Origin of the sequence: Hymenobacter algoricola (genome assembly GCF_039539525.1) — a bacterium.
Taxonomy (GTDB): Bacteria; Bacteroidota; Bacteroidia; order Cytophagales; family Hymenobacteraceae; genus Hymenobacter; species Hymenobacter algoricola.
Genome location: NZ_BAABDH010000036.1, coordinates 1 through 26,302 on the forward strand (window position 1 = coordinate 1; position 26,302 = coordinate 26,302).

13 protein-coding genes are annotated in these 26,302 nt (G+C 61.9%); 8 read left to right on the forward strand and 5 right to left on the reverse strand.

The features are described from left to right. Positions 1-106: 106 nt before the first annotated feature. From ABD842_RS09555 to ABD842_RS09565, 3 genes are read right to left on the reverse strand one after another with little or no spacing between them, the layout of a single operon-like run. The gene (locus tag ABD842_RS09555) at positions 107-658 is read right to left on the reverse strand and encodes a hypothetical protein (protein ID WP_345112917.1); all 552 of its coding nucleotides are present in this window, start codon (positions 656-658) and stop codon (positions 107-109) included. Beyond that, positions 655-6,150 carry a DUF6443 domain-containing protein gene (locus tag ABD842_RS09560; RefSeq protein WP_345112919.1) on the reverse strand — a complete coding sequence of 1,832 codons (5,496 nt, stop codon included), beginning with the start codon at positions 6,148-6,150 and terminating at the stop codon, positions 655-657. The genes ABD842_RS09555 and ABD842_RS09560 overlap by 4 nt, the downstream gene beginning before the upstream one ends. 54 nt (positions 6,151-6,204) lie before the next feature. Continuing rightward, complete coding sequence (locus ABD842_RS09565) at positions 6,205-9,837, reverse strand: RHS repeat domain-containing protein (protein ID WP_345112921.1); 3,633 nt, start codon at positions 9,835-9,837, stop codon at positions 6,205-6,207. 660 nt (positions 9,838-10,497) lie between these two features. On the opposite strand from ABD842_RS09565, the gene ABD842_RS09570 reads away from it, so the two are divergent. From ABD842_RS09570 to ABD842_RS09590, 5 genes are all read left to right on the forward strand, one after another. Next, positions 10,498-11,295 carry a helix-turn-helix domain-containing protein gene (locus ABD842_RS09570; protein ID WP_345112923.1) on the forward strand — a complete coding sequence of 266 codons (798 nt, stop codon included), beginning with the start codon at positions 10,498-10,500 and terminating at the stop codon, positions 11,293-11,295. A 457-nt stretch (positions 11,296-11,752) separates the two neighbouring features. Beyond that, complete coding sequence (locus ABD842_RS09575; protein WP_345112924.1) at positions 11,753-13,516, forward strand: amino acid permease; 1,764 nt, start codon at positions 11,753-11,755, stop codon at positions 13,514-13,516. A 121-nt stretch (positions 13,517-13,637) separates the two neighbouring features. Next, positions 13,638-18,458 (forward strand): anti-phage protein ProA, encoded by a 4,821-nt coding sequence (locus tag ABD842_RS09580; RefSeq protein WP_345112926.1) that lies wholly within the window; start codon positions 13,638-13,640, stop codon positions 18,456-18,458. A 5-nt stretch (positions 18,459-18,463) separates the two neighbouring features. Next, on the forward strand, positions 18,464-19,087 hold the full coding sequence (locus ABD842_RS09585) for a hypothetical protein (RefSeq protein ID WP_345112928.1): 624 nt from the start codon (positions 18,464-18,466) through the stop codon (positions 19,085-19,087). A gap of 166 nt (positions 19,088-19,253) precedes the next feature. After that, positions 19,254-20,231, forward strand: a complete 978-nt coding sequence (locus ABD842_RS09590) for a lipid A deacylase LpxR family protein (protein WP_345112930.1) — start codon at positions 19,254-19,256, stop codon at positions 20,229-20,231. 87 nt (positions 20,232-20,318) lie between these two features. On the opposite strand, the gene ABD842_RS09595 is transcribed toward ABD842_RS09590, so the two are convergent. Together ABD842_RS09595 and dusB are read right to left on the reverse strand one after the other, a co-directional pair. Beyond that, the gene (locus ABD842_RS09595) at positions 20,319-21,278 is read right to left on the reverse strand and encodes a DMT family transporter (protein ID WP_345112932.1); all 960 of its coding nucleotides are present in this window, start codon (positions 21,276-21,278) and stop codon (positions 20,319-20,321) included. A gap of 149 nt (positions 21,279-21,427) precedes the next feature. Continuing rightward, positions 21,428-22,417, reverse strand: a complete 990-nt coding sequence (gene dusB, locus ABD842_RS09600) for a tRNA dihydrouridine synthase DusB (protein ID WP_345112934.1) — start codon at positions 22,415-22,417, stop codon at positions 21,428-21,430. A 235-nt stretch (positions 22,418-22,652) separates the two neighbouring features. Between dusB and ABD842_RS09605 the strand changes: the two genes are divergently transcribed. From ABD842_RS09605 to ABD842_RS09615, 3 genes are all read left to right on the forward strand, one after another. Further along, positions 22,653-23,714 carry a CPBP family intramembrane glutamic endopeptidase gene (locus tag ABD842_RS09605; RefSeq protein ID WP_345112936.1) on the forward strand — a complete coding sequence of 354 codons (1,062 nt, stop codon included), beginning with the start codon at positions 22,653-22,655 and terminating at the stop codon, positions 23,712-23,714. Positions 23,715-23,742: 28 nt separating this feature from the next. Next, positions 23,743-24,720, forward strand: coding sequence for a phosphatidate cytidylyltransferase (locus tag ABD842_RS09610; protein ID WP_345112938.1), 978 nt, complete (start codon positions 23,743-23,745; stop codon positions 24,718-24,720). 189 nt (positions 24,721-24,909) lie between these two features. Beyond that, on the forward strand, positions 24,910-26,199 hold the full coding sequence (locus ABD842_RS09615) for a Glu/Leu/Phe/Val family dehydrogenase (RefSeq protein ID WP_345112939.1): 1,290 nt from the start codon (positions 24,910-24,912) through the stop codon (positions 26,197-26,199). Positions 26,200-26,302 lie beyond the last annotated feature (103 nt).

Below are 26,302 nucleotides of genomic sequence, written 5' to 3' on the forward strand. Positions count from 1 at the left end.
CGGAATTTAAGGGTCGAAATTTTGCTGCACTTATAGTAGCGGTTAGCAGGCTGCATAACAGTAAGTTACGCCCATTCTCTTGACTTCTGCTTCCTAAGCCCCTATATTATTCTGCCTTTACTACTGTATAATTGCCAATTGTGTCTATAGCTATTTCTTCTGGCTTACCTATATCTGTTAAAGGTATAGATATGCTATATTTTATATTGACCTTATTATTGGACAAAGATATTTTTCGATAAACGAGTTGGCCGTATTTTTTCAAATCGATATTTGTGAAAGACGGGAATTTTGATTTGTCTATTGATATCGTGTTGCTTTTATCTCTGTATTTTAATTCAATGATATATTTGTAATCGTTTGCTTTGTAATATTCTATTTTATATATATTTACATATTTTTTTGGTATATTTATTTTGTGTGTATACTCACTTTTTATTTTTATATTAAAAGGTATTTTACTTATTATAAACTGTGTATCAATATATATTGTTTGCTTATCTGTATTTTTTTGATCGTTGATTATTTGTGAAAAATCACCAGCAGGAGATGTGTCATCCAGATTTTCAGGTGGATTGTAGTTGTGGTGATCTTTGCTGTCGGTGCAAGAACAATATGGTAAAAACGCAAATAGCAGTGTTTTTAGAAGAGTCTTCATTGCTTTGCTTTTGTTTTATTTGTTATGTTCCTATATATAAATTTGTTGAACTGCCCCATTGTTTGAATTTGTGTGCTATTATTAGCTTTTATATTTTGAGATGTGCTAACTTTATTTGGCTGAGAATCAGGTGCAGTATCCCATTTGTAATACCCGTTTACATGAGCGCCTGCCCCTGAGCTAGCACCTACATCATATGAAGCTTCGTTGGGACCAATGCCAGAAGAAGATTGAATATAATTAACCTTTACTATATTTCCGCTGGCGTCTTTTTCTACGCTTTTGACAATGCCAGTATGATAAGCATATCCCTTATCGTACCTAAATGTTACGATATTTCCTGGTTGTACATCACCAATGTTCACTTCTTCTGCATTACTTTCAATATTCAATACTCCACTAGTCTTATCTCCGTGATTTGGGTTTTCCTCACCACCTGCCACCACACTACCTGATACGAGTCCTGAACAGTCAACTTGTTCTCCTGGAGCTCCCTTTGCTCCCATTTTGTATTGGTTGCCGGCTTTCTTATTGTCAACATATTCTTGTGCTTTAGCAACGGCGTTAGCTCTCTGTGTTGAATCAGCTCCACTTGGGTCAGCGTTAAGTAAAGGGTTGTTAGTATTCCATGAATAAGGGGACTCATGCTCTTTTATAATCGGGTCAACTGAATTGAATCTTGCAATTTGTGGGTCATACAACCTGAATGGAGCATTGTACAGATTAAGGTTTAGTTCACGTTGAAGTTCAATGCCATTGTACTGGTACTTGTTCTCCGGCAGCTCACCTGCCCTATCTATCCCTACTAAGCTCAGGCCCCACGGATCATAGTTATTCTCTTGTATCACCAGACCCGGATTATATTTCACCTCCAGATCATCGAACAGCACGTCCGTGTCACTCTCGTTGCCGACGTAGGCTTTAATGTAGCCATCCGTGGGGGAAATTACTTGCAGGTGAAGAGGTTCGTAGTTGTTTTTAGCGCCAGCCGTGAGCTGCTGCGTCTGGGTATCCACCAGGACGGAATCGGCATTGAATACAAGCAGACGCATATAGCCTTGGGGGACGTGGTTAAGACGCTGCAGAGCAGGTACTAAAGCTACGCCAATTCCCATAAAAGGCAAGGGCCGCAACCTGGAGCGGGGCTCAGTCGTCGCAAGTGGCGAGACAGGCTGTTGGATAAAGCCCGCAGCTAGGCCCAGTACCGAAAGTAATCGGCCGTTAGGGCGCACCTCCTGTTGGTACATGCCGGAAGCTGTGACAATCACAGTATCACCCTGATGCACCCGAAGGGTTTTGAGGGGGCCGATTGACTGGCCTACGGCGGCATTCAGCCGAGCTACGTAGGAGCCGGTCCGGGCCGCTGAGCCAGCCATAAAGCGGGTCGTAGTGATGCTCAAGTAGTCAAACTGCTGCTCTTCCCGCCGGGCGGTGTTGGCTGGAGTAGCCTCCATCGTCGCGCGATACACGGCGGAGTCACCGTTGCGGTAGGCTACCCGCAGATTGCCGAGGTGATCTTTGAGGCTGTACTCGCGCACAAAGCGCCGCTGCGGCTGCCCGGCTGGGTCAAGAATGGAGCACAATACGCGGCCTTCAGCGTGGGGGAAGAAGCGCAACGTGTCCTGCTCATACTGGAAGGGCCCCGCGTAATCAGTTTGCTGGACGGGCTTGCCCGTCTGGTACACGAGCTTGGCCACTTTCTGACCCGACGCAGCGTAGCGAAATACAATAGAATCATTGCCGAGCACGACGCGGTGGGGCAGGTTCAGATGGTTGTAGCGGATGCTGGTGATTCCCTTATTGCGGTCTAAGGTCAGGTTGCCGTTGGCGTCGTACTGGTACTCGGCCGGCTGGTAAGTCTGGTGGTAAGAGCCATTATCCTGAAAGTCGCCCGCCAAGGCTGGTGCTCCAGCTACTGTTGGGCCATTGGTCTTTACGGCATCATCGACGGCGAGCAAGCGGTTGCCGGTATATGTGTAAGCAAGCTGATCAATCGACCCGTATTGTCGAGGAGCGGTGCGGGAGGCTGGAGCCAGGAGCCCGCGGCGGCGCAAAGTCAGAATATTGCCATTCTCATCGTAACTCACAAAACGCAGCCCGTAGTTCTGCTTTTCGGCCGTCCAGATGCCGGCAGTGGTGCGCGCCACAAAGTCGCCCTGCAGCAGCCGGTTGCTGCCGTCATAGACGTAGCCGTAGGCACGGGTGGTCTGATCAGCTTTGCTGCGCCACTTCTGGCCGGTGATATTGCCGTTGTATTGCTGGTAGCCGTTCGTAAAGCCATGGTCATAGTACAGCTCCATGCCCCACAGGTCAGTGGGGTCCTGCTGCTCAGCACCATTGATATGGGTCAGCCAACCACGGATATTATAGCGGTAATCGACGCTCTGATTCCCCAGCCCGAGGCGTTTTTGCTGTAACTGGCCCAACTCATTATAAGCCAGAGCTGCTATTACCACCGGTTGAGTTTCGCCGGAAAGCTGCTGAGCGGTGGTCAGGAGCCGGCCGGTATGATCATAGGTGTGGGTTTCCGTGATAGTAAGGGGCAGAGCGCCCGGGCGGGAATCGGAATGGACGGCGTAGGTTTTGAGGGTTTTACCCGCAAAATCCAGCTGGCTGGTTATAACGTCTTCTCCGCCCCGGCAGTTGGTGCTGCGAACCTGAACGGGCCGTCCCTGCTGGTCGTAAAAGGTCGTCGTCGTCAGCCAGGCGCCGGGCGCCGTTTCCGGCAGGTCCAGCACGCGGGCCCGGGTGCGGGTTACCTGGCCCACTACTCGCAGATCGGGCCGGGGCTGCTGGCCGGGAGCAAACTGGCTGTCATACTGCGAATCGTAAATAACATCGGCCTGGCCAGCGGCATCGTTGTCGAAGTTATAATCGTCGTAATCGGTCAGCGTGAGCCCCTGCGGCCGCGTGAAGGAACTCGTAGCCGACAGGGGAGGGTAGGCTTGGGCAAGCGTATAGTAGCAGTTGCTGGTAGGGGTCGTGGTGCGCACTTCAAACTGGAGGGTCGTTCGGTTGGCTTCAGCCTGTAAGGAGTCCTGCCGGGCATTGCGCGTACACAGCCCGGTGAGGATAGGGCGGCCCAGGGCATCATATTTTGTGAAGGCCCATTCCTGTCGCAGCCGCTGGGCAGCATCCTGACTGAGAACAACCCGGTCAAGCCGATCATACACCAGCTGCGTTTCGCCGTCGGTGCCGGGAATGTGTTTGGCAATAAGACGGCCGCGGGCATCGTAGCGGTAGCGGAAAAGCAGCGGGCTCACGGCATCAGTCAACTGCCATTGGTAGACACGAAACTGGGCTACGGCTTTGGGTGGTACTACTACCCGGAGCCGGCCGAAGTCATCGTAAACGTAATAAGTATCCAGCCATTGGGTTGGGAGCGAGTTGCTGGTCCGGGACTGCGGGAGGGCGGTTTCCACCCGTTTGAGAATAGTCTGGCCCTGCTTGTTCTGAAACTCCGCGGTGCGGAAGCGATGCTCGTCCCGGGTTTCCTTTACCCACAAATCCCCGGCGGTGTAGCCTCCCAGCAAACCCAGATCAGTGGTTTGATTGTCGTTGTTGACCGTAAACTGACGAATGCCATCCGCCACCGTATTGGGCCGTTCCTGGTACGTCTGGATATGGTCAGTGGCTAGTTGCCAGGCTTCGCCCGGTGCGGCCTGGGCCAGAGGCCGGCCGAGGGGAGAGGGTTCAAATGCCGTTTCACTATATGGCACGCCCGTCCGGGCCAGGTTTTGGGTCGGTGCCCCGGGCCCGGCTGGCGCGTCATGATAAAACTCGTACTGCTCCCGGATTGCATTGGCCCGGTGTCGGTCCACGCTGCCCGTCGGGTTGGGGGACGTGTAGGGCAAATAAGTCTTGGGTTGTCGGCCGAAGCCATCATACCCCGTGGGCTGCACAATATCCCGCCGCAACGGGGACTCCTGCCGCAGCACAGTCTGCATTGGCCGGCCCAGTCCGTCGGAGTAGTCAGTTTTGACCTGCACGGCCTCAACCGGTGCCTGGATAAGCTGGCTGACATCGGTGAAAGCCTGCCGGGCGGCGTAGGTGCGCACATAATTCAGCCCTGCTTCCGCGGGGTTTGAGGTAATCGGTGGGGCCAGCACATCGGTTGGCGGAAGAATCTGACTGCTTTCCACCGGCAGGTTTTCGGCCAGTGGGGTATAGGGGAGGACATCCACGAAGCTGGATTGGGTGTACAGGCTTGGGTGGCCTTGTCCGGCATACGTTGAGGTTACCCGCTCATTCCACACGCGCAGGCGGTAGAACCCTTCCATTGCCGCAGTGGCCGGGCCCAGGGCCAGGGTGGTGTCCGTCTGGCCCGGTAGCTCAACCCAGGCCTGACCTACCTGCCGCTGCCACTGGTAGTGGTTGTAAGTACCCTTCATGCTGCGGTGCAGCACATGATGGGTGCCAGCCACAAAACGCAGTGTATCAGCCGGCTTCGTCTTCTGGGGCGCAAAGTCGAAAACAGGAATAAAGCAGCTGCCCGTTACCGGGTAGTTGATTTCCAGCGAGGCAAAGTCCAGGTGATTTTCAGCGATGCTGATAACCGGCGCGGCAGCCGTATTAGCGGCCCAGGAAGGCAGGCTGGTAAGCTGATTTTGGTAGGCGTACAGCGAGTAAAGCGCAGGAACTGCAGCCAGATAGTCAGGGAGGGCCCCGCTGAACTGATTGGCCTCCAGGTGCAGCCGGTGAATGTGCTGCCAAGCCTCCAAGCTCTTTGGTAGCAGACCGCTAAACTGATTGTGTCCCAGGAAGCAGTATTCCATACTTGTCATGCCGCCCAGGGAGGCCGGCAGCGCCCCATCAAGCTGGTTATGGCTCAGATCCAAAGTTCCCAACCGGCCAAGGCTGCCCCAGGCGTCCGGGATTGTTCCGGTGAGCTGATTATACGACAGGTTTAGCGAGTATAAGTTAGTTAGCTGCCCTAAGCTCGCTGGTAGCGGACCCGTCAGACGGTTGCCTTGTAAGATCACGTGATTCAGGCCCCGCGCAGCGCCGAGTGCCGGGGGAATAGGGCCGGTGAGGCGGCAGGAATGGAGGTCCAGGGTGCTGAGTTCGGTTTGGCCCAGACCGGCCGGAATGACGCCCGTCAGCCCGGGATTCTCCGGCAGAGCGAAGTAGGAGAGCTTGGTCAGCATTCCCAGGCTGGCCGGCAGGTACCCGCGCAGCCCGTTCTTGCTCCGGAATAAGGCCACAATATCGCCTGAGAAGACAGCTATGCCCGGCCAGGCCGCCGCATCCTCTAAGGTGGCGCTGGCCCACGCCGCCTCGGTGGCGGGCCAGTGGCTGGCAGAGGCGGCGTCCGTCCAGTGCGGGCCATCGGTGGCATAATAGAACTGGCGTAGCACCCGCATTTCCGTAGAGTCGGGCACGAGCCCCTGGTAGCTCTGGGCACGCCCCGATGTGGCCGACAAGCACAGGCTGAATAGCAGCAGCAAGGCGCCGCAAAGCTGCCACTGCTGCGTATGGTATATGTTTTTCATACCCTACCGGATAACTGGTAAATGAGATAACAGGAGACAGAGAAGCCCGATTGACTAAGGCCGGCCGTAGTGATACTGCTGCTGGGTAAGCAGTTGGCCCTGGTCGTCGCGGGTGCGCAGCAAGCGCCCCAGGGCGTCATATTCATAGGTGGTGGTCCGCCCGCTGGCATCCGTCTGAGAGGTCTGGCCGCGGAGCGGGTCGTAGCTGTAGGTGGTCATTTGGGCGCCTACCGGCAGTAGCCGCACCTCATCGAGCAGCGCCCCGACCGCCGTACTCACACTCACGGTATTGTGGTTAACCTGAATAGGTATCTGGTACCAGGACCACGGCCCCGTTTGCTGAATGGGAGGTGGTATTGGCTGCACCAGACCATCGGCCCACACCGTCGGGGTGGCGGTCGACCAGCAGCTGACTGTATAGGCCCCCGTCGGTATGTTGTGGCGCAGCAGGTACTCGCTCGGGCTTTGGGGAGCATAAGCCCGGCTGCCGGTGCGGCCACCCGCTACAACACGGTTGGGCGCGTACTGCCAGGTGCCGGGTACATTCCGCTCAAAGCTGGTGTAAGCTACGCGGTCGGCAGGCGCATGCCGAATTTCGCCCACGGGCTGCCTGGCCACCGGGTCCCAGAGGTAGCTGATCGGGTTGCCTTCCACCCGATGCAGCTCCGCTACCTGCCGGTCGGCATCGTAGTGGTCGACGGTCATGGTGGGCCGGTAGAAGGAATCGACAATCCAGCTACCGATTCTTACGGCTGAGGGAGTGAAGTCCGTCCAGTGGCGGGGAGCGGGCAGCTGCAGGCTTAGCTGCCGCGCGGGCAAAACCACTCCGGGCGTGAGTATCCGGTATTCCGTCAGTGCTCCCTGGGTTACTACGGTGTCGGTAGCAGTGCGCCGGGTTGTGACCTGCTCAATAAGCTGGGCCACCGCATGGATTCGACCCAGTTCGGCCAGCGCCATGACCGGGGGCGCAACGATACCATTGAGAACCGGCACCAGTTCGTAGTCAGCAGCGTACCGAGAGCGGGTCTGCTGCCAACTACCATCGGCCAAGGACGTTTCCACCAAAGTGGGCTGCTGGTGGGTCAGGTTGTCGTAGCGGTAGCGCGTGATGGACAGCTGCTGCCGCGTGGTATCCCCTGGCTGGTAGCGGTAGTGCCGGGTCTGGCTCAGGTACGACCAGCCACAGTATTGCTCCGTATTCATGTAGGCAAATGGCCAGGCCCGGTCATCGGCCGTAAAGAGGGTCCCATCGGTAAAGACTGCGTCGCGCATGCTGTGCAGCCCCACGATTTTTACCGTGTCCAGGTCGGTATACTCGTAGAGGGTTTTGGCTAGTAGCTGGTCGCCGGCCGCGCTGTTGGCGTACAGGCTTCGGGAAAGCAGATTGCCCCGTTTCCAGGAGGTCAGCACCTTGGGCGGATAAGGGGCGCCGTTCATGGTGGTTTCCTCGCTTACGGAGTAGCGGCTCACGGTTTTACCCGCGGTTTCGCCGGTGCTGGCACTATCTACTACGGTTATGGCCGAGTAAGCGACAACCTGATCCTGCCCCTCCAGCTCCCCCAGCGAGTTGGAGCTGACGGTGGTGTAGGTGACATTCAGAATGGAAGGTTGAGGGCAGACGACTGAGCCGTTGCTCGTGCAACCCGGCTCTCCCAGGCTCCTCATGCACACAACGTGGTTTCGCAGGAAGCGCGGAGGAACTGAGTTGACGAGGTAGCCGCTGCTTAACTGCTGCTCCGGGGCGTGGTAGTAGTAGTGCTTGATGGTGGCCGCAGCATTCGGGGCCGCTCGCATAAACTGTTCGCGCAGGCGCATTCCTCCCACCACCGCATCGCGCCACGCCATGGTATGGCTGGTTTTCTCGTACGATAAATTGAGCGAAGCCACGTACGGCCCCCGGCACTGGGCCTCCAGGCGGTAAGTGTGGTTGGCCTCTAAGTCAACCGTCGTGGTGGTGTCACTCCCGCTCTGATCAAAGTATTTTTCCCATGTTCTAAGCACCGCTGCTGGTTGGCCCAGGGTGATATCGGTGATGATGATTTTCCCGTAAGCGTGTTTGGTAGTGCCAAAATACTCGGCGTCCCACCCCTTAAAATTAATATCTACCTGGCAGAGGACCCGGCTGACGGGGGTGGTAATCAGGAGGGTTTCGGGAGCCGTAAGCAGCGCGTCAGCGGTGGTCGGGCCGGACGCTTTCACCTGTTTCTCTTGCCGCGGATTACGAACCAGATAATACTCGGGCACAGTATTAGGCTCAAAAACAAAGCGGTGTTCACCACCGGCCGGATACCGGATCCGGTTCAGCATTCCCGCCTGCGCATGGTCCGGGTTGGGGCGCCGGTCGCCGCCGCCTACCCACACCAGGCCCTTGTAGGTCCGCGACTGAATCAGGGTAGTCGGGATAAGCTCGGGACCGGGAATGCCCGGGCGGCCATTGGCATAGCCCCAGTAGTCGCGCGGACCAGTCAGCCGGTCAGGCAGAGGCACGGTGCTGTACCCGAAAGCGTAGGGTGGCAGATGCTCGGGGCCGGCCTGGGTGGCAACAGAATCCAGGCGTAGACGCAGCGTGTTCTGCGCGTCGAAATGGCCGATGGTTTCCGGGTTGAAATAAGAGTGGTGGAAGGTGATTGTGCGCAAAGTGTCCTGCCCGTCGCGGGATACCACGTGGAGCGCCTGCAGGCGCGAGCCGTTGGTATCGAGTCGGGGCGCCACCACCAGCTCAACCCTGCCGCCTTTAAACACAATGCGCCGCAGCTGTTGAGCGTACTGGTGAGTCCGGATGAGTGGTATTTCGTGCGTATCATCCTGCGGATTGAAGCCGGCGGACTTGTCCTTGCCATCCAGCACCATCTCCACCTTACTGACGTAGCTGACCTGCTGCTGCAGGATGTAGTTGACGAGGCCTGCCGGTTTGTACTCGAAACGGACGGTGTCAGCCTTATCGGCCGAAACAATTCGACTCAGATTCCAGGCCGCTATCATTTTGCCCTTCTTCAGGTCGCTGCTGGAGCTGTACTCCCGGTCGCCAAAGAAGTATTGTACCCCAAGCTCGTCGGTTATTGTGAAAGAGGTGTCGCCCAATGCGACATCCAGCGGAGCCATGGGCGCGGTATGGTACTGGCCATCATTGCCCAGCATAAAGCAGCCGGCGCGTCCCTGGATGTTGTACGTATAGAGGTCGGGCTCATAATCCAGCTGGCCTTCCGCTATCCGGTCCAGCTTATAGTAATCCGCCGTAGGCTGCTTCCCAAGGCCCCCAAACAGACGCAGGTCGCTGCTGCGCGGCACGTTGGCAAAGTTCTGCCGGAAGCCCCCGGTTTTCTCGTCGGGGTTGCCCCGCACCACCCGGGTGATGGTACCTCCCGCGTTCAGGGCCCATCCCAGCCCCAGCCAGGAGGCTACATCCGTCACGCGCACCCCGGAAGCGTGGTAGCTGGCCGCCACCGATACGGCGAGCTGGCCGCTGCGGCCTTCGTACAGCGGCAGGGAAATGCCGGGCGTGCCCGACGCTTCGTTTACGGGCATCAGAGCGTAGCGCTCCAGCGCCGCCGCATTGGGCGAAGACGGCATCCGAACAGGAAAAGCCGCCACCGTGGCCAAGTCAGGCTCTTTCTGAGCACTGACTTGACCGAAGCAGGAATAGGTAGTGGCTACCAGCAACAACAGCAGGAGTAATCGTGGTTTCATAAATAAAAGGCGGCCTTCCAACCGCAGTTAGGTAGCAGTAAGGGATAGTGGCAGGCGGATACAGTGACAGACTAAACGAGTTGCCCAACAGCAGCTACAGCCAAACCTGCCGCGCGCCAGCCCCGGGCACTGACAGCTGGCCACGCTCTGGGAGGCAGGGACGCAAGTCTGGGCATCATCGCCCGGAGCAAACCGGGCGACGATGTGAAGAAGGTTGCAATAGGAGTCGTAACCGAGGGCGCGGAACCAGCAGGTGTCTGCCGGGGCATTGATAAAAAATGGACCTATATAATAATGCGGACGAACAGGATAGCGCCGTAACGATAAGGTGCTACATAGATCAGGATAAGCCGCGCCCAGGTAGCCGCCGGGTGCTGCTGCAAACAGCTAGTTATTGGTGATAACCTATTGAATAAGGAACACATAGATGGAGGAATCAAGTAAAAAATAGGAGCCTGATAGTAGTGAGCATAAAGGGATATACCAGAAGAAATTAACTTGGTGAGAATGAGCAGAAGAGGGCTGGGGCCCCTGGATGGCTACCCGCATAATTGGGAAGCGCTTCCCGTATATGCATCTTTGCTTAAAGACTGAACAAGTATATTCAAAATAAGAATGCTTGTCAAGCTTTTTTTAATTCTTTTTTTGAATAAAAAATAAATGGACTGGATTCCGGCCAAACTACGCGCTATTCGCCAGCAGTTGGGCCTGACTCAGGCTAAAGCCGCGGAAGCCAGCGGCTTGTCCCAGCGCGACGTGAGCCAGCTGGAGAACGGGCGCAAGGAGGGTATTCCGAAAGAGTATATGCAGTTTCTGCATAGCCAGGGCATTGACCTCAACTGGCTGTTTACACCGGCCGCGGCGGCGCCGGAAGCAGCTACGCTGTATGCTGCCCCGGCCGAGCCGGCAGCGCTGGTGCAGGAGTCCGGCCCGGCCGCTTACGGCGGGCCCCGGCCGCCGCAGGCCGCCCCCGCCATCCGGATGGTGGACGTGGCCGCCGGCCGCCAGTACCCGCAGCGCTACCAGGAGCCCGGTTTCTGCGAGGCGCTGCCCGTGCTCGGGTTGCCGCTGCCGCAGGTGCAGCAGGGCACGTTCCGCTGCTTTCAGGTGGGGGAGGGGTCACTGGTTCTGCCGCTGCAGCCGCTGGACTGGGTCGTGGCGCGCTACGAGGAGCCGGCGGCGGCCCTGCCCACGGATGGCGCCCTCTATGTAGAAGTGACCCGGGAAGCACTGCTGGTGGCCCGCATGCTCAGCACCGGCGCCACGCCGGGCGAGGTGGCACTCACAACCGATGACCAGCAGCAGACGCCGCTGGCCCGCCGGGCGGTGGTGGAGCTGTGGCGCGTGGTGGCCCACCTGAGCTTTCAGGTGGCGGCTCCCGCGTCCGGGCTGAGTGCGCTGGCCGCTAACTACCAGGACCTGCTGGATCGGGTGCAGCGGCTGGAGCAGAAGCGGTAGCGCCCGATCAGAAAACCGGGTTCGGCAGTGGCGGCCGTAGCCGGCTTCGGGTCGCCCGTGCCGGGGTGGGGGAGTGCGGGGGCTGGTCTGCTGGCTGCGCGTAATCAGTGGTGTAAGCCCAGGATGCCCGCGGCCGGACTCCTGTCGAAGCCGCAGACTGCTGGTATGACGCGCTGGGCTGCTGCCCGCCCAGGCCACCACCGCCGTGCTCGACCTGCAGCTGCTGCCCGCCGGCGTGTACACCGTGCGCGGCGGCCCCGGCACGGCCCGCCTGGTAGTAAAATAAGGGGCAACAGGTGCAGCAGGAGCAGTCGGCTCCGACCTGCTTCGATAGAAAGGGCTGGCCTGCCCGCCGGAATTTTGGTGGGCCCGCGGCCCGCCGGCGTGGGACCGGCTGCGCCGCTGCCGCAATATTCTTTATCTTTTGGCCCTAATTCTCGCTCCCTCTCCAACCCGAATGAGTTCTTTCTCCAGTCTGTTTCGCCGTAAGGACATCGGCGCTATTCTCCAAAACCCACCCGCCGATGCCGAGCTGCACGCCCACGGCGGCCTGGAGCGCAACCTCACCGTCCGTGACCTGACGGCCCTGGGCATTGCCGCCGTCATCGGGGCCGGCATCTTCAGCACCATCGGCAATGCCAGCCACGACGGCGGCCCGGCCGTGTCGCTGCTGTTCATCTTCACCGCCATTGCCTGCGCCTTTTCGGCCTTGTGCTACGCCCAGTTTGCGGCCACCATTCCCATCAGCGGCTCGGCCTACACTTATGCGTATGCCTCCTTCGGCGAGCTCACGGCCTGGATCATCGGCTGGGCGCTGATTATGGAATATGCCGTCGGCAACATCGTGGTGGCTATTTCCTGGTCCGACTATTTCACCGGGCTCATGGACGGCATCGGCGTCCACATCCCGAATTACCTCACCATGGGCACCCAGAGTGCCTACAAGGGCTACCACGAGGTGCTGGCCCTGATGCAGGCCGGGCAGCCGCTGGCCGACGTGAGTCCGGCCACGCTGGCCGCCTACAAAACCTGGAACACCGCCCCCGTGCTGTTCGGCGACTTCCGCCTGGTCTGCGACCTGCCCGCCTTCATGATTACGGTGCTCATTACGGCCGTCGTCTACGTGGGCATCAAGGAGTCCAAAACGGCCTCCAACCTGCTGGTGCTGCTCAAGCTGATTGTGGTGGCCGTGGTTATTGCCGTGGGCGTGTTCTACGTGAAAACCGACAACTGGACCCCGTTTGCCCCCAACGGCGTGGCCGGCGTGCTCAAGGGCGTATCGGCCGTGTTTTTCGCCTACATCGGCTTCGACGCCATCAGCACCACCGCCGAGGAGTGCAAAAACCCCCAGCGCGACCTGCCCCGGGCCATGATCTACGCCCTCATTATCTGCACCGTGCTCTACGTCATCATCACGCTGGTGCTCACCGGCATGGTGAGCTACAAGGAGCTGGGCGTGGGCGACCCGCTGGCCTTCGTGTTCCAGAAAGTGGGTTTGCCCCAGCTGGCGGGCGTGGTCGCCGTGTCGGCCGTATTTGCCATGACCTCGGTGCTGCTGGTGTTTCAGATCGGCCAGCCCCGCATCTGGATGAGCATGAGCCGCGACGGGCTGCTGCCCCCGATTTTCGGCAAGGTGCACCCCAAGTTTCACACGCCTTCGTTCAGCACCATCGTCACGGGCCTGTTCGTGGGTATTCCGGCGCTGTTTCTGAACATGGACCTGGTTATCGACCTGACCAGCATCGGGACGCTGTTTGCCTTTGCCCTGGTCTGCGGCGGCATCCTCGTCATCGACCCGCACGGCACGTCGGAGGCCCGCTTCAAGGTTCCTTACATCAACGGCAAATTCCTGGTGCCGCTGATTATGCTGATCGGTATCGGGCTGCTGTTTGCCTACAACGGCGAAGCGGTGCGCGAAATGGGCCGCACCGTAACCGGGGCCGGGGGCTACGAGGCCTTCAAGCACTACATCCCGATGCTGGTGTTCTTCGGCTTCTGCATCTACCTCAGCATTGCCTCCTTCCGCCGCAACCTGTCGTTGCTGCCCACGCTGGGGCTGCTCACCAACCTCTACCTGATGACCCAGCTGGGCGTGAACAACTGGCTGCTGTTCTTCGGCTGGCTGGTGATTGGGCTGGCGCTGTACTTCAACTACGGCTACAAGCACAGCAAGCTCAACGCCGGCGCCACGGCCAACAACCGGCCGCCGGTGATTCGGTAAGCGGACTGAGTTAAAGAAAAGCCGGGCTTTGGCCGGCAAGCCGGATAGCCCTAAGTTGGCGGTTTGGTTTGCTAGTCAAAGCCCGACTTACGTTACGCCCAATTGTTTACGCGCTATTTTTATGGAAAACGAGTCCGCTCTTCCCGTTAACGCGCTGCTCACCCGCCTGCAGGCCTCCCGCGAGGAGCTGCTGGATCTGGGCCTGCGCAATCCGCTGCTGAACTTCCGCCTCTCCCCGGCCCGCGGGGTGCAGGTAGTACAGGAAGAGTCGGCGGCGGTGTATGGGGTGCTGGTGCGCCAGGGCAAGATGATGTACTTTTTGGGTGTGACGGAGGCTGAAAATCCGCCCATGGCCCTGCCGACAGGAGCCTCCCAGGAAGTATCCGACGTAGCAGAATCGTCCGGCTCCCCCTCTCCTTTTTCGGACTCTGCGCATAAAGCAGATGCGGGGTTGGGGGGGGAGGCGCCCTGCCCCGCGCCGGTAGCGGCAAGCGGGGACAACAAGCTGCAAACCGCGGAGCCCCAGACCAAGCTCGAAACCCGCCTGCTCAACACCTACTACGCGGCCCGCACCAGCCTGGAAGAGCAGGGCGTGAATATTCTCTACCTCGCCCTGGGCCAGCTCACCTGGTACGAGGCCGACAGCAGTCCGGAGCCGCGGCAGGCCCCACTGCTGCTGGTGCCCGTGCTGCTGGAGCGCGGCACCGCCGCCGAGCGGTTTAAGCTGCGCCACACCGGTGCCGAAACCGAAGGCAACCTGTCGTTGCAGGCCAAGCTGCGCGCCGGCTTCGGCCTGGCGCTGCCCCTGCCCGAAGCCGACGATGACCTGCGCCCCGCCGACTACTTCGCAGCGGTGGCGGCGGCCGTGGCGGGGATGCCGCGCTGGCAGGTGCAGCCCGACCGCATTGCGCTGGGCTTCTTCTCCTTCGGCAAGTTTCTGCTCTACCGCGACCTGGACCCGGCCCTCTGGCCCGCCGAAGCGCCGCTGCTCGACCATCCCGCCATTGCCGCCCTGCTGGGCCCCGACACCGGCTTCCGCGACGCGGCCCCCACCATCGGCGACACGGCTTTCCTCGACACCGAAAGCCCCGCCCACGAGCTGCACCAGGTGCTCGACGCCGACTCGTCCCAGCTGCTGGCGCTGCTGGCCGTGCACGAAGGCCGTAACCTCGTGATTCAGGGTCCGCCCGGCACCGGCAAGTCGCAGACCATTGCCAACCTGCTGGCCGAGGCCATCGGGGCGGGTAAGAAGGTGCTGTTCGTGGCCGAGAAGATGGCGGCCCTGGAAGTGGTGAAGCGCCGGCTGGATAACCTGGGGCTGGGCGCGGCCTGCCTGGAGCTGCACAGCCACAAAGCCAACAAGAAAGCCCTGCACGACGAGCTGAAAGCCACCCTGGCCCTGGGCCGCCCCGCCGCCGTGCCTGTGGTGGCCGACCAGATGGCCCAGCTGCCCCGCTACCGCGCGGCCCTCAACGATTATGCGCTAGCCGTGAATGTGCCCCTGGGTCGCAGCCGCCGCACCGCCCAGCAGGTTGTCGGCGAGCTGCTGAAGCTGAACGAGGAGCGCGGCGCCGTGGAGCTGCCCCGCCTGAGCTTCGCCAACCTGCCCGCCTGGACCGATGCCGACGCCGCCCAGGCCGAAGCCCTGGCCGCTCGGGTGCAGGCCACGCTGCAGAAAATCGGGGTGCCCGGAAAGCTGCTGTTCTGGGGCAGTGAGCTGACGGTGCTGCTCCCCGCCGGGCAGGAGGACCTAGCGGTCCGGCTGCGCGAAGCCGGGCTAGCCATAGCCGCGCTGCATGGGGCCGCCGAGTCGTTGGCGCACCACCTGGGCCTGCCTGCCTCCTTCGACCGTGCCGCCGCCGAAGCCCTGCTGCCCGCCGCCCGCCACGCTCAGCTGGCTCCGGCACTGGGTGGCATGGCGGTGGCTGATAGCGCCTGGCTTGCCCAGGCGGGCCGGATTGCCGAAGCTCTGCAGGCCGGTGCTGCCCACGCCGAGCTGCGCCGCCGGCACGAGTCCACGCTGCTGCCCGAAGCCTGGGGCCAGCCGCTGCTCCTGGAGCGGGCCGCCTTCCTGACTTACGGCGACAAGTGGTGGAACTTCCTGAGCGGCGACTACGGCCAGGCCAAAAAGCGCCTGCAAAGCCTCTGGCGCGGCCCCCTGCCCGCCGAAGCCGCCGGCATTATCCAGACCATCGACGCCATTCACGAAGCGGCCCGCCACGAGCAGACCCTGACCGCAGCCGCGCCGCTGATGACCGGCCTGTTCGGCCCCGCCTGGCAGGGTCCGCGCTCCGGCTGGCCCGCCCTGACCAAAACCTGGCAGTACCTCACGCTCACCCACCAGCGCATCAGCCGGGGCGAGCTGCCGGCGGCGCTGCTGGAGTACCTGGCCCAAAATCCGCAGCCCGCAGCAGTAGCCGCGCCTTTGGCGACGCTGGAAGCGGCCCTGGTCCAACACCGCGCCGCCCTGCAGGCCGTGGCCGAGGCCCTGCAGCTCAACGAAGCCCGCCGCTTCGGCCCCGACGGCCGCCTGCAGTTTCAGCCCTTCGAAAGCCAGCGGGCGACGCTGCAAGCCTGGGCCGCCGACCTGCCCGCGCTGCGCCTGACCACCGAGTGGAACAACGTGGCCGCGGCCGTGCGGCAGGAGCAGCTGCCGGAGCTGCTGGCCCTGGCCGAGAAGTGGGAGCCGGCCGCGCACTTGCTGGGAGCGGCCGTGCGCCAGACCTGGCTGGAATATCTGCAGAAGCTGGCCTACGAGCAGCACCCGGCCCTGCGGCAGTTTGAGCGCGCCGGCCATGAGGAAACCGCCGCCCGCTTCCGCCAGGCCGATGAGGACTCGCTCTACCACAACCGGGTGCGGGCCATGCAGCAGCACTTCAGCCAGCTGCCGAACCAGCAGGCCAGCGGGCAGATGCTCCTGTTGAAAAATGAGTTTGCCAAGAAAACCCGCCACCTGCCCCTGCGCCGGCTCATGCAGCAGGCCGGCCGCGCGGTGCAGGCCATCAAGCCGGTGTTTATGATGTCGCCGCTGTCGGTGGCCAGCTACCTGCCGCCGGGCGCGGTCGAGTTCGACCTCGTGGTGTTCGATGAGGCCAGCCAGGTGAAGCCCGTCGACGCGCTGGGCGCCATTGCCCGCGGCCGCCAGCTGATGGTGGTCGGCGACTCGAAGCAGCTGCCGCCCACCTCGTTTTTTGACTCGCTTACCGGGGCCGGGGAGGAAGCCGACGAGGACAACGTGACGGCCGACATCCAGAGCATTCTGGAGCTGTGCAAAGCCCGGCAGATGCCCGAGCGGATGCTGCGCTGGCACTACCGCAGCCTGCACCAGTCCCTGATTGCGGCCTCCAACCACCTGTTCTACGACGATCAGCTGGTGATATTTCCCAGCCCCGGCGGGCAGGGGCAGCTGGGGCTGGTCTACCACCAGCTGCCCGACACCCACTACGAGCGGGGCACCACCCGCACCAACCCGCTAGAAGCCGCCGCGGTGGCCGAAGCCGTGCTGCACCACGCCCGCACCACCCCCAAGCTCACGCTGGGCGTGGTGGCTTTCAGCACGGCCCAGCGCCAGGCCATCCAGGATGCGCTGGAAATGCGCCGCCGCCAGCACCCCGAAACCGAAGCGTTTTTCAACCGCCACGCGCACGAGCCCTTCTTCGTGAAGAACCTGGAAAATGTGCAGGGCGACGAGCGGGACGTGATTCTGATCAGCATCGGCTACGGCCGCACCCGGGAGGGCTACCTGAGCATGAGCTTCGGGCCGCTCAACGGCGAGGGCGGCGAGCGGCGCCTCAACGTGCTCATCACCCGCGCCAAGCAGCGCTGCGAAGTCTTCACCAACCTCACCGCCGACGACCTCGACCTCACCAGGACCAATGCCAAAGGCGTAGCGGCGCTCAAAACCTTCCTTGGCTTCGCCCAACACGGCCGCCTGAACCAGAACGAGGACACCGGCCGGGCTATGGAGTCGCCGTTTGAAGAAGCCGTGCACCGCGCCCTCACCGCCCGCGGCTACCTCGTGCGCCCCCAGATTGGCTCCCAGGGCTTCTATATCGACCTGGCCGTGGTGGACCCCGACCAGCCCGGCCGCTACGTGCTGGGCATCGAGTGCGACGGGGCCATGTACCACAGCGCCCGCTCGGCCCGCGACCGGGACCGGCTGCGCCAGCAGGTGCTCGAAAACGTGGGCTGGCGCCTGCACCGCATCTGGAGCACCGACTGGTTTCGGGACCCGGCCCGCGAAACCGAGCGCGCCGTGCAGGCCATCGAAGAAGCCCGCCGCCTCGCTGCCCTCGATGAAGCCGATGAGCCACAGGAGGAACTGACGCCGGAACCGGAAGCGCCGACCGGAATCGAGCGGGAGGATGCGCCGGCGGGGCCGGTGGCGCTGGCAGCGGCCTACCAGCTGGCGCAGCTGCCGGCCGCCGTAGCCGAGCTGGACCTGCACCAGCACCCGATGGGCCGGCTGGCAACCTGGGTGGCACAGGTGGTGGCCGTGGAAAGCCCGGTGCATATCGACGAGGTGACGCGGCGGCTGGCCCTGGCCAGCGGGGCTACCCAGGTGGGCTCCCGCATCCGGGCCAGCGTGGCGGCGGCGGCCCGGCTGGCGGGCAACCTGCGCCATATCCGGCCGGAAGGCGACTTTCTCTGGGCCCCGATAATGCCGGCGGCGGCCGCGCCCCTGCGCGACCGAAGTGCGCTGCCGGCGGCCTCGCGCAAGCCGGGCTTGGTGGCCCCCGAGGAGCTGGCCCGCGCCGTGCTGACGGTGGTGCGGCACAGCTTCGCGCTGGAACGGCCGGCCGTGCTGCTGCCGGTGGCGCGCCTGCTGGGCTTCGCCCGGCCCGGCGAGGAAATGCGCCAGCAGATCGACGCGGCCGTGCAGCAGCTGGTGGAAAGCGGTGGGCTGCTGGAAACCAACGGCGTTTTGCAGCCCGCGGGCTGATTGCTATGGCTGCCACCACTGCTCCGGCCCTGCCGCCCGGCGAAACGCTGTTCACCACTTTCCGCCTGGCCGGCTCGGTGCCGGCGCGGGCCTTTCGGGCGCTGCACCGGCAGCGGCAGCAGGCGCAGGAAGCGGCCCGGCAGCTGACCGATGCGGCCGTGTACCAGGCCGCGCTGCGCCGCGCCGAGAAGAGGTTCTTCGCCGGCTTCGACGCTCTGCTCGACGCCGCTACCGTGGGCCCGACGTTTCTGGAAAAGGAGAAGATAGCCGAAATCGTGGCCGGGGAGCTGATGCTGCTGGAGGAGCTGGGGTTTCGGGTATTGGGCTTCGCGCTGCTGCCCAACCACGTGCACGCCGTGCTGCACCTGCCGGCGGCCAGCGGGGCGTCGCTCTATAAATCGCTGCAGCTGCTGCACCAGCGCACCGCCGCCCAAAGCCGCCGCCTGCTGCGCACCACTCTGCCGCCGGCGGCCCACTTCTGGCAAACCGGCAGCTACGACTACGCCGTAGATGACCCCGCCGAGCTGCTTCGCCTGCTCGATTACGTGCGCCACAACGCGGAACGGGCCGGTAAGCAGGGACGTTGGCTGGAGTGGCCGTATTGCTACCTGAGCCCGGCGTATGCGTGATTTTCAGGCTGCTATTCCACTAAAGCACGTCATTCCGAGTGAAGTCGAGGAATCTCGCGTGCTGACGCTGAAGCAGTAACTCAAACGACGCCACGCGAGATGCTTCGGCAAGCGGACGCCAGATGGAGTATGGCCGTTCGTTTTTTCTATTCGCTAGCCTTTTATGATGCGTTTTCTCCTTCTACTTCCGGTGCTGCTAGCCATAACGACCTCGGCGGCCTGCGCGCAGTCGGTGCCCGACAGCCTCACCAGCCCCGACCGGCTCATCCAGTACACCTTCGCCAACGACGCCTTCTTCCGCACCGACTACTACTTCACCCAGGGCATGACGCTGAACGTGGTGCTGCCGGTTTTGCGCCGGTCGCCCGTCAACAGGATCCTGCTGCCCGGTCCGGCCGGGGCCGTAAAGCACCACGGCGTCAAGCTGTATTACGACGGGTTCACGCCCCTGCGCATTCAGGACGACACCATCCGCCGCGGCGACCGGCCCTACGCCTCCTACATCTACGCCACGCTCTACCGGGTGGCCACCAATGAGGAAAAGCACCAGCGCCTCACCTCCGGCCTCAACCTCGGCTTCATCGGCCCGGCCGCCGGGGCCAAGGGCTTCCAGACCGCCGTGCACCGCCTGCTCGACGCCCCCACGCCCCGGGGCTGGGACTTCCAGATCCGCCACGACCTGGTGCTGGGCTATACTGTGGGCTACGAAAAGCAGCTGCTGGCCGCTGGCCGGGCCGCCGAGCTGATTGGCAGTGGTCAGGCCTCTTTGGGTACTTTGAATACGTTTGGCGCGGCCGGGCTATTGCTGCGAGTGGGCCAGATGAATCCATATTTCAGCAACCTGGGCGTGGCCGTCGGACCGCGCCGGAATCTGGGGCAGAAAGTGCAGCTCTATGCCACGGGACAGGTCGAAGGCCGGCTGGTGGGCTATAACGCCGCTATGCAGGGCGGCTTATTCAATCGTTCGAGCCCGTACACGCTGCCGGCCCGCCAGATTTCGCGCACCGTAGGCCAGGCTACCACCAGTCTGGTGGCCGCCTATGGCAGCGTGAGCTTCCGCACCTCCGCCACCTGGATTACACCGGAGCTCGAAGGCGGCCGCCACCACGCCTGGGTGCAGTTCGGGCTGGGGGTGGCGTGGTAACGTGAAGTTTCACTTCGCGAGGCGGCCGCGCCATCAGAACGATAGTCGCCCTAACGCCTCGCGAAGTGAAACTTCGCGTTACCATCTTTACTTCGCCCGGTGAATGATAGCTACGCTGACCAGGATAATCAGCATGCCCAGCAGGTGCCACAGGTTGAAGGCCTCGCCGTCGAGCACCCCCCAGGCCAGGGCCATGATGGGCACGAGGTAGGTGTTGGAAGCCGCGAACAGCGCCGTCGACTGCTGGATGAGCTTGTTGAACAGCACCATGGCTACGGCCGTGCTCATGGTGGCCAGCAGGGCAATGTAGCCAAAGGCTTTCCAGGCCCCCGGCACCGTGGCCAGCTTGTGCAGAAACTCGGTGCCCAGCAGCAGATACGCCAGGGCCGGGCCGCCGATAAACAGCAGCAGCAGCCCCGTGACGGCCAGGGGCGGAATGCCGTGCAAGTGGTTTTTAATCACGTTCACGCTGATGCCGTAGCCCACCGTGGCCAGCACGATATACAGGCCGTACCAGGCGTTGCCTTCCCCGCTGGGCGTGGCCGCGCCCCCGCTGCCGCCGAGCAGCATCAGCACCACTGTGCCCACCAGCCCCAGCGCGATGCCCACTACCCGCAGCGGGGTGAGCTTTTGCCCGAAGAACAAGGCGCCCACCACCAGCGTAAACACGGCCGTCAGGGCGTTGAGCACCCCGGCCAGGCCCGAGGCCAGCTTGGTTTCGGCGTAGGCAAACAGGAACGCCGGCAGCAGCGTGCCCACCACACCGGCCAATACCAGCCACTTGATGCGGGGCCGCTCCAGCCGGGGCAGGTGGCGCAGGGCAAAAGGCAGCAGAATCAGCGCGGCCACCGTGACGCGGGCCGCGCCCAGCTCCATGGCCGAAAACACCACCAGCCCTTTCTTCATCAGAATGAACGAGGTGCCCCAGATGGTGGCCAGCGTGATAAGCAGCACCCAGGCCGAGGCTGGCGTGCGGTGGGGCGGGGCCAAGGCTACCGGAGTAGCCGTCGGGGCGGTGGCAATGGCCGGCGCGGTAGGAGTGGGCATTGGGGTGGGAGCAACTAAGAAAAGAACGTCATGCTGAGCGAAGTCGAAGCATCTCGCGTGGCGTCGTTAGACTACTAATCGGACGTCAGCACGCGAGATGCTTCGACTTCGCTCAGCATGACAGTCGCGAGAAAAAAAATTAGGAGAAACTACCCTGCCAGCACCGGCTCGGCCGCCGTAATTTCCTCCAGAATGGCCTGCACCTCGTCTATCGAGCCGGTTTCGACCAGGCGCATGCGCCACTGCTTGGCGCCTTCCAGCCCGCGGAAGTAGTGGGCGTAGTGACGGCGCATCTCGAAGATGCCGGCCCGCTCGCCCTTCCACTCGATGCTTTTCTCGAAGTGCATCCGGCACATGGCCACGCGCTCCTCCACCGTGGGCGGGGCCAGCAGCTCGCCGGTAGCCACGAAGTGCTTGATTTCGCGGAAAATCCAGGGGTAGCCGATGCTGGCGCGGCCCACCATGATGCCATCGACGCCATAGCGGTTCTTGTACTCCAGCGCCTTCTGGGGCGAGTCGATATCGCCGTTGCCGAAAATCGGGATTTTGATGCGCGGGTTTTCCTTGATTTTGGCCATCAGGCGCCAGTCGGCGTCGCCCTTGTACATCTGCACCCGGGTGCGGCCGTGAATGGTCAGCGCCTCAATGCCCACGTCCTGCAGCCGCTCGGCCACTTCCTCCACGTTCAGGGTGTTTTCGTCCCAGCCCAGGCGGGTTTTTACCGTCACCGGCAGGTGGGTGTTCTGCACCACGGCGCGGGTCATTTCCACCATCTTCGGAATGTCGCGCAGCAGGGCGGCCCCGGCGCCCCGGCAGGCCACCTGCTTCACGGGGCAGCCGTAGTTGATGTCAATCAGGTCGGGGCCGGCCAGGGTGCTGATGCGGGCGCACTCGCCCATCGTCTCCACGTCGGAGCCGAAGAGCTGGATGCCGATGGGCCGCTCGTAGTCGAACACGTCGAGCTTCTTGCGGCTTTTGGCCGCGTCGCGGATCAGGCCTTCCGAGGAAATAAACTCGGTGTACATCAAATCGGCGCCGTTGGCCTTGCACACGGCCCGGAACGGCGGGTCCGACACGTCCTCCATGGGCGCCAGCAACAACGGGAAATCGGGCAGAACTATGTCGCGGATGTGTACCACAGGGCAGGCTATTACAGGAATTTGCGCAAATTTACGTCTTTTAGGGTCTTGGGAGCTTAGGGTCCTGGTAACTTGGATTTTGTTCGGCCTTCATTTGGGAAGGCGTACCGTCCGCTTTGCCGTATTCACCTTCCGCCCGCATTTGCTCAAGCCGTCCCAGGCCCCGGAAGGCCTGAGAACCGGTAAAGGCAAAAACCAAGACCCTAAGTTCCCAAGTCCCCAAGCCCCCCAACCCATGAAAGGTTTCGTGTCCAGCCGCTTGCACCCCGTGGTAAACCTGCTTTTGCTGGTGGTGCTCATGTTTGCGGCCTTCTGCGTGGCGGGCTTCCTGATCGGGGTAATCGGCTACCTAGTGTACGATGTGAAGCTGGCCGGCCTGGGCAACGTGACCCGCGACCCGGCAGCCCACCCCAACGGCTGGGCCGTTTCGATGTTGTCGCAGGGCCTGCTGCTGTTCGTGGGCTTTGCCGGGGCCGCGCTGGCGCTGGTTTCGCTGATGGGCTACCGCTGGGCCGACTACTTCACGCCCCGCCGGCCGGTGTCATGGGTGTGGCTGGCGGCCGCGGCCCTGCTCGTGCTGGGCAGCATTCCGTTTATGTCGGGACTGGTGGAGTGGAACGCCAAGGCGCACTTTCCGGCCGCCCTGCACGGGCTGGAAGTGCAGGCCCGCGAGCTGGAAGACCGCGCCCAGGTGCTCACCAAGTTCCTGACCCACTTCAACTCCACCACCCGCTTTCTGGTGGGCCTGCTGGTTATTGCCGTGGTGCCGGCCATCAGCGAGGAGCTGGTGTTCCGGGGCGTGATTCAGCGCAACCTGGTGCAGTGGTTCGGCTCCCGCCACGCGGGCGTGTGGCTGGCGGCGGCCATCTTCAGCGCCATTCACTTCCAGTTCTTTGGCTTCGTGCCCCGCTTCGTGCTGGGGCTGATCCTGGGCTACTTATATGAGTGGAGCGGCAACATTCTGGTGCCCATGGTGGCCCACTTCACCCAGAACGCCTTCCAGCTGCTGCTGCTCTACGTGCAGCAGCGCGACTGGACCTCGTCTACCTTCGACCCCGACTCGACCGAGAGCCTGCCCTGGCCCTGGATGCTGGCCTCGCTGCTGCTCACCGGCTACCTGCTCTACTGGCTGCACCAGCGCTGGCAGCAGGAGCTGGTGGCCCCGCCCACCGAGATGCACGTCATCAGCAGCCGGGGCGTGGCCGTGGCTGCGGCCGATGCCGAGCCCGCCGCGCGCCGCACCCTGGGCGGGGCCGGCGTAGTGGTCGAGGCCGCGCCCGACGCCCCCCGGAATTAGTTTGTCCTCTCCCCTGAATCCCGCTTCCTTGCCAGCACCTTCTACCCCCGCCGAAACTCCGCCCGACCAGTCCGCCGAGGGCAAAAAGCCCATGTCCAACCTGGCGCAGCGCGTCATCTTCGGCGTTATCGGGGCCGTGCTGCTGCTGGGCAGCGTGTGGTACAGCGCCTGGACGTTTGCCCTGTTCTTCGCCTTCGTGCAGGCCCAGATGCTGCGGGAATTTTACCGGATGATGCAAAAGGCGGGGTATAAGCCGGCGGCCTTGCTGGGGGTATGTCTGAGCCTGGTGTTGTTTGCCGGTATCTTTTTCCTGAACGATAAGGCCCATTATCACATACCTCTGCTACCGGATTCTGCCAGCGACCCTTCCGCGCTGGATCACGAAGCTGGCCTGAACGTGGTTCAGGCGGCCAAGCATGCGGTGACAATTCTGGGACTGTTGCTGCCGGTGATTCTGATTCTGCGGGAAATGTACTCCTGGCCCCGGCAGAACAAGGATCTGACCCCGTTTGCCAACGTGGGCGTGGCCCTGCTGGGGCTGCTCTACGTGAGCCTGCCCATGAGCCTGCTGAACGTAGTAGCCTTCAACGGCAACGGCGCCTACGACTACCGCCGCATCTTCGCCCTGCTGTTTCTGGTCTGGTGCTCCGACATCGGGGCCTACGCGGCGGGCAAAACCTTCGGCCGGCATAAGCTGGCGCCCAAAATCTCACCCGGCAAAACCTGGGAGGGCGCCGTTGGGGGCTTCCTGCTCACGCTGGCCATGGGCTGGGCGCTGGGCTTCTTCCTGCTGCCCGAGCTGTCGCTCACCTACCGCCTCGTGGCCGCCGGCATTGTGGCCGTCTTCGGCCCGCTCGGCGACCTGGCCGAGTCCATGCTCAAGCGCAGCGTGGGCGTGAAGGACTCGGGCCGCATCATGCCCGGCCACGGCGGCCTGCTCGACCGGTTCGACGCCTTCCTGTTCATTCTGCCCGTGCTGGCCCTGGCCCAGCTGCTGTGGGGGTAAAGCAGGAACTTCAAATTAGCACGTCATGACGTGCTTTTAGTGGGGGCGAACTTTTCATGCCCAGGCCCTGCTTTCCTGCGTATGCCATATTCCTGCTACCTTTGACCCCATAATTCCGGCGCCGGTTCCGGCTTCCCACCGCTAAGCTGCCGCCGTTTTCCCACCCATTCCAACCTTATCTACTTCCGTATGGCTGCCACCACGGTGTACAAAGAACCGGCTCCCCGCGTCGATGCCGAAAATCCCCTCGAGTCCATGATGTCGCGCTTCAACGTGGCCACGGAAATCCTGGGCCTCGATGACGAAACCTACAACGTGCTCAAAGCGCCCGACAAGCAGGTTATCGTGCACATTCCCGTCACGATGGACAACGGCAAGGTGCGCGTGTTCGAAGGCTACCGCGTGATTCACAACACGATTCTGGGCCCGTCGAAAGGTGGTATTCGCTACGACAAGAACGTGCACCTCGACGAGGTGAAGGCCCTGGCGGCCTGGATGACCTGGAAGTGCGCCGTGGTTGACATTCCCTACGGTGGCGCCAAAGGCGGTATCATCTGCGACCCAACGACGATGAGCGCCGGCGAGATTGAGCGCCTGACCCGCGGCTACACGCTGGCCCTGAAAGACGTTTTTGGTCCCGATAAAGACATTCCGGCCCCCGACATGGGCACCGGCCCCCGCGAAATGGCCTGGCTGATGGATGAGTTCAGCAAGACGGTAGGCGCCACCTCGCCGGCCGTGGTTACGGGCAAGCCCCTGGTAATGGGGGGCTCTCTGGGCCGCACCGAGGCTACCGGCCGCGGCGTGATGGTGTCGGCGCTGGCCGCTATGAAAAAGCTGGGTATGGACCCCAGGAAGGCTACGGCCGCCGTGCAGGGCTTCGGCAACGTGGGCTCCTGGGCCGCCAAGCTGCTCTGCGAGCAGGGCGTGACCATCAAGGCCATCAGCGACGTGAGCGGGGCCTACTGGAACGAGAAGGGCATCAACATCGACGAGGCCATTGCCTACAAGAACGAGCACAAAGGCCGTCTCGACGGCTACCAGGGCGCGGTGCTGATGGACAATGCCGACGACCTGCTGCTGACCGACGTGGACGTGCTGGTGCCGGCGGCCGTAGAAGACGTTATTACCGAGCACAACGCCCATAACATCAAGGCCAAGCTGATTGTGGAAGGCGCCAACGGCCCGACCTCGGCTTCCGCCGACCCGATCATCAACGAGAAGGGCATCATGGTGGTGCCCGACATTCTGGCCAACTCGGGCGGCGTGACGGTTTCGTACTTTGAATGGGTACAAAACCGCCAGGGCTTCAAATGGACTGAGGAAATGGTGACCGAGCGCGCCGACCGGATCATGTCCGATGCTTTCGAGAAAGTATACGCCACGAGCCAGAAATACAAGATTCCGATGCGCATCGCCGCCTACGTGGTAGCCATCGATAAGGTAGCGCAGACCTACAAATTCCGCGGCGGCTTCTAAGGCTGCCCTGCTGCTGAGCGGTTTGACTCGGCCGTAGGCCGAACTTCCGGCCCACTCGACCCGTTAGGTTGAGTGGGCCGTTTGGTAGCTGGCCGGCTCTATC

Coding starts and splice junctions, on each gene's coding strand:
- ABD842_RS09555 (WP_345112917.1), bottom strand. CDS start 658: ATGAAGACTCTTCTAAAAACACTGCTATTTGCGTTTTTACCATATTGT.
- ABD842_RS09560 (WP_345112919.1), bottom strand. CDS start 6,150: ATGAAAAACATATACCATACGCAGCAGTGGCAGCTTTGCGGCGCCTTG.
- ABD842_RS09565 (WP_345112921.1), bottom strand. CDS start 9,837: ATGAAACCACGATTACTCCTGCTGTTGTTGCTGGTAGCCACTACCTAT.
- ABD842_RS09570 (WP_345112923.1), top strand. CDS start 10,498: ATGGACTGGATTCCGGCCAAACTACGCGCTATTCGCCAGCAGTTGGGC.
- ABD842_RS09575 (WP_345112924.1), top strand. CDS start 11,753: ATGAGTTCTTTCTCCAGTCTGTTTCGCCGTAAGGACATCGGCGCTATT.
- ABD842_RS09580 (WP_345112926.1), top strand. CDS start 13,638: ATGGAAAACGAGTCCGCTCTTCCCGTTAACGCGCTGCTCACCCGCCTG.
- ABD842_RS09585 (WP_345112928.1), top strand. CDS start 18,464: ATGGCTGCCACCACTGCTCCGGCCCTGCCGCCCGGCGAAACGCTGTTC.
- ABD842_RS09590 (WP_345112930.1), top strand. CDS start 19,254: ATGCGTTTTCTCCTTCTACTTCCGGTGCTGCTAGCCATAACGACCTCG.
- ABD842_RS09595 (WP_345112932.1), bottom strand. CDS start 21,278: ATGCCCACTCCTACCGCGCCGGCCATTGCCACCGCCCCGACGGCTACT.
- ABD842_RS09605 (WP_345112936.1), top strand. CDS start 22,653: ATGAAAGGTTTCGTGTCCAGCCGCTTGCACCCCGTGGTAAACCTGCTT.
- ABD842_RS09615 (WP_345112939.1), top strand. CDS start 24,910: ATGGCTGCCACCACGGTGTACAAAGAACCGGCTCCCCGCGTCGATGCC.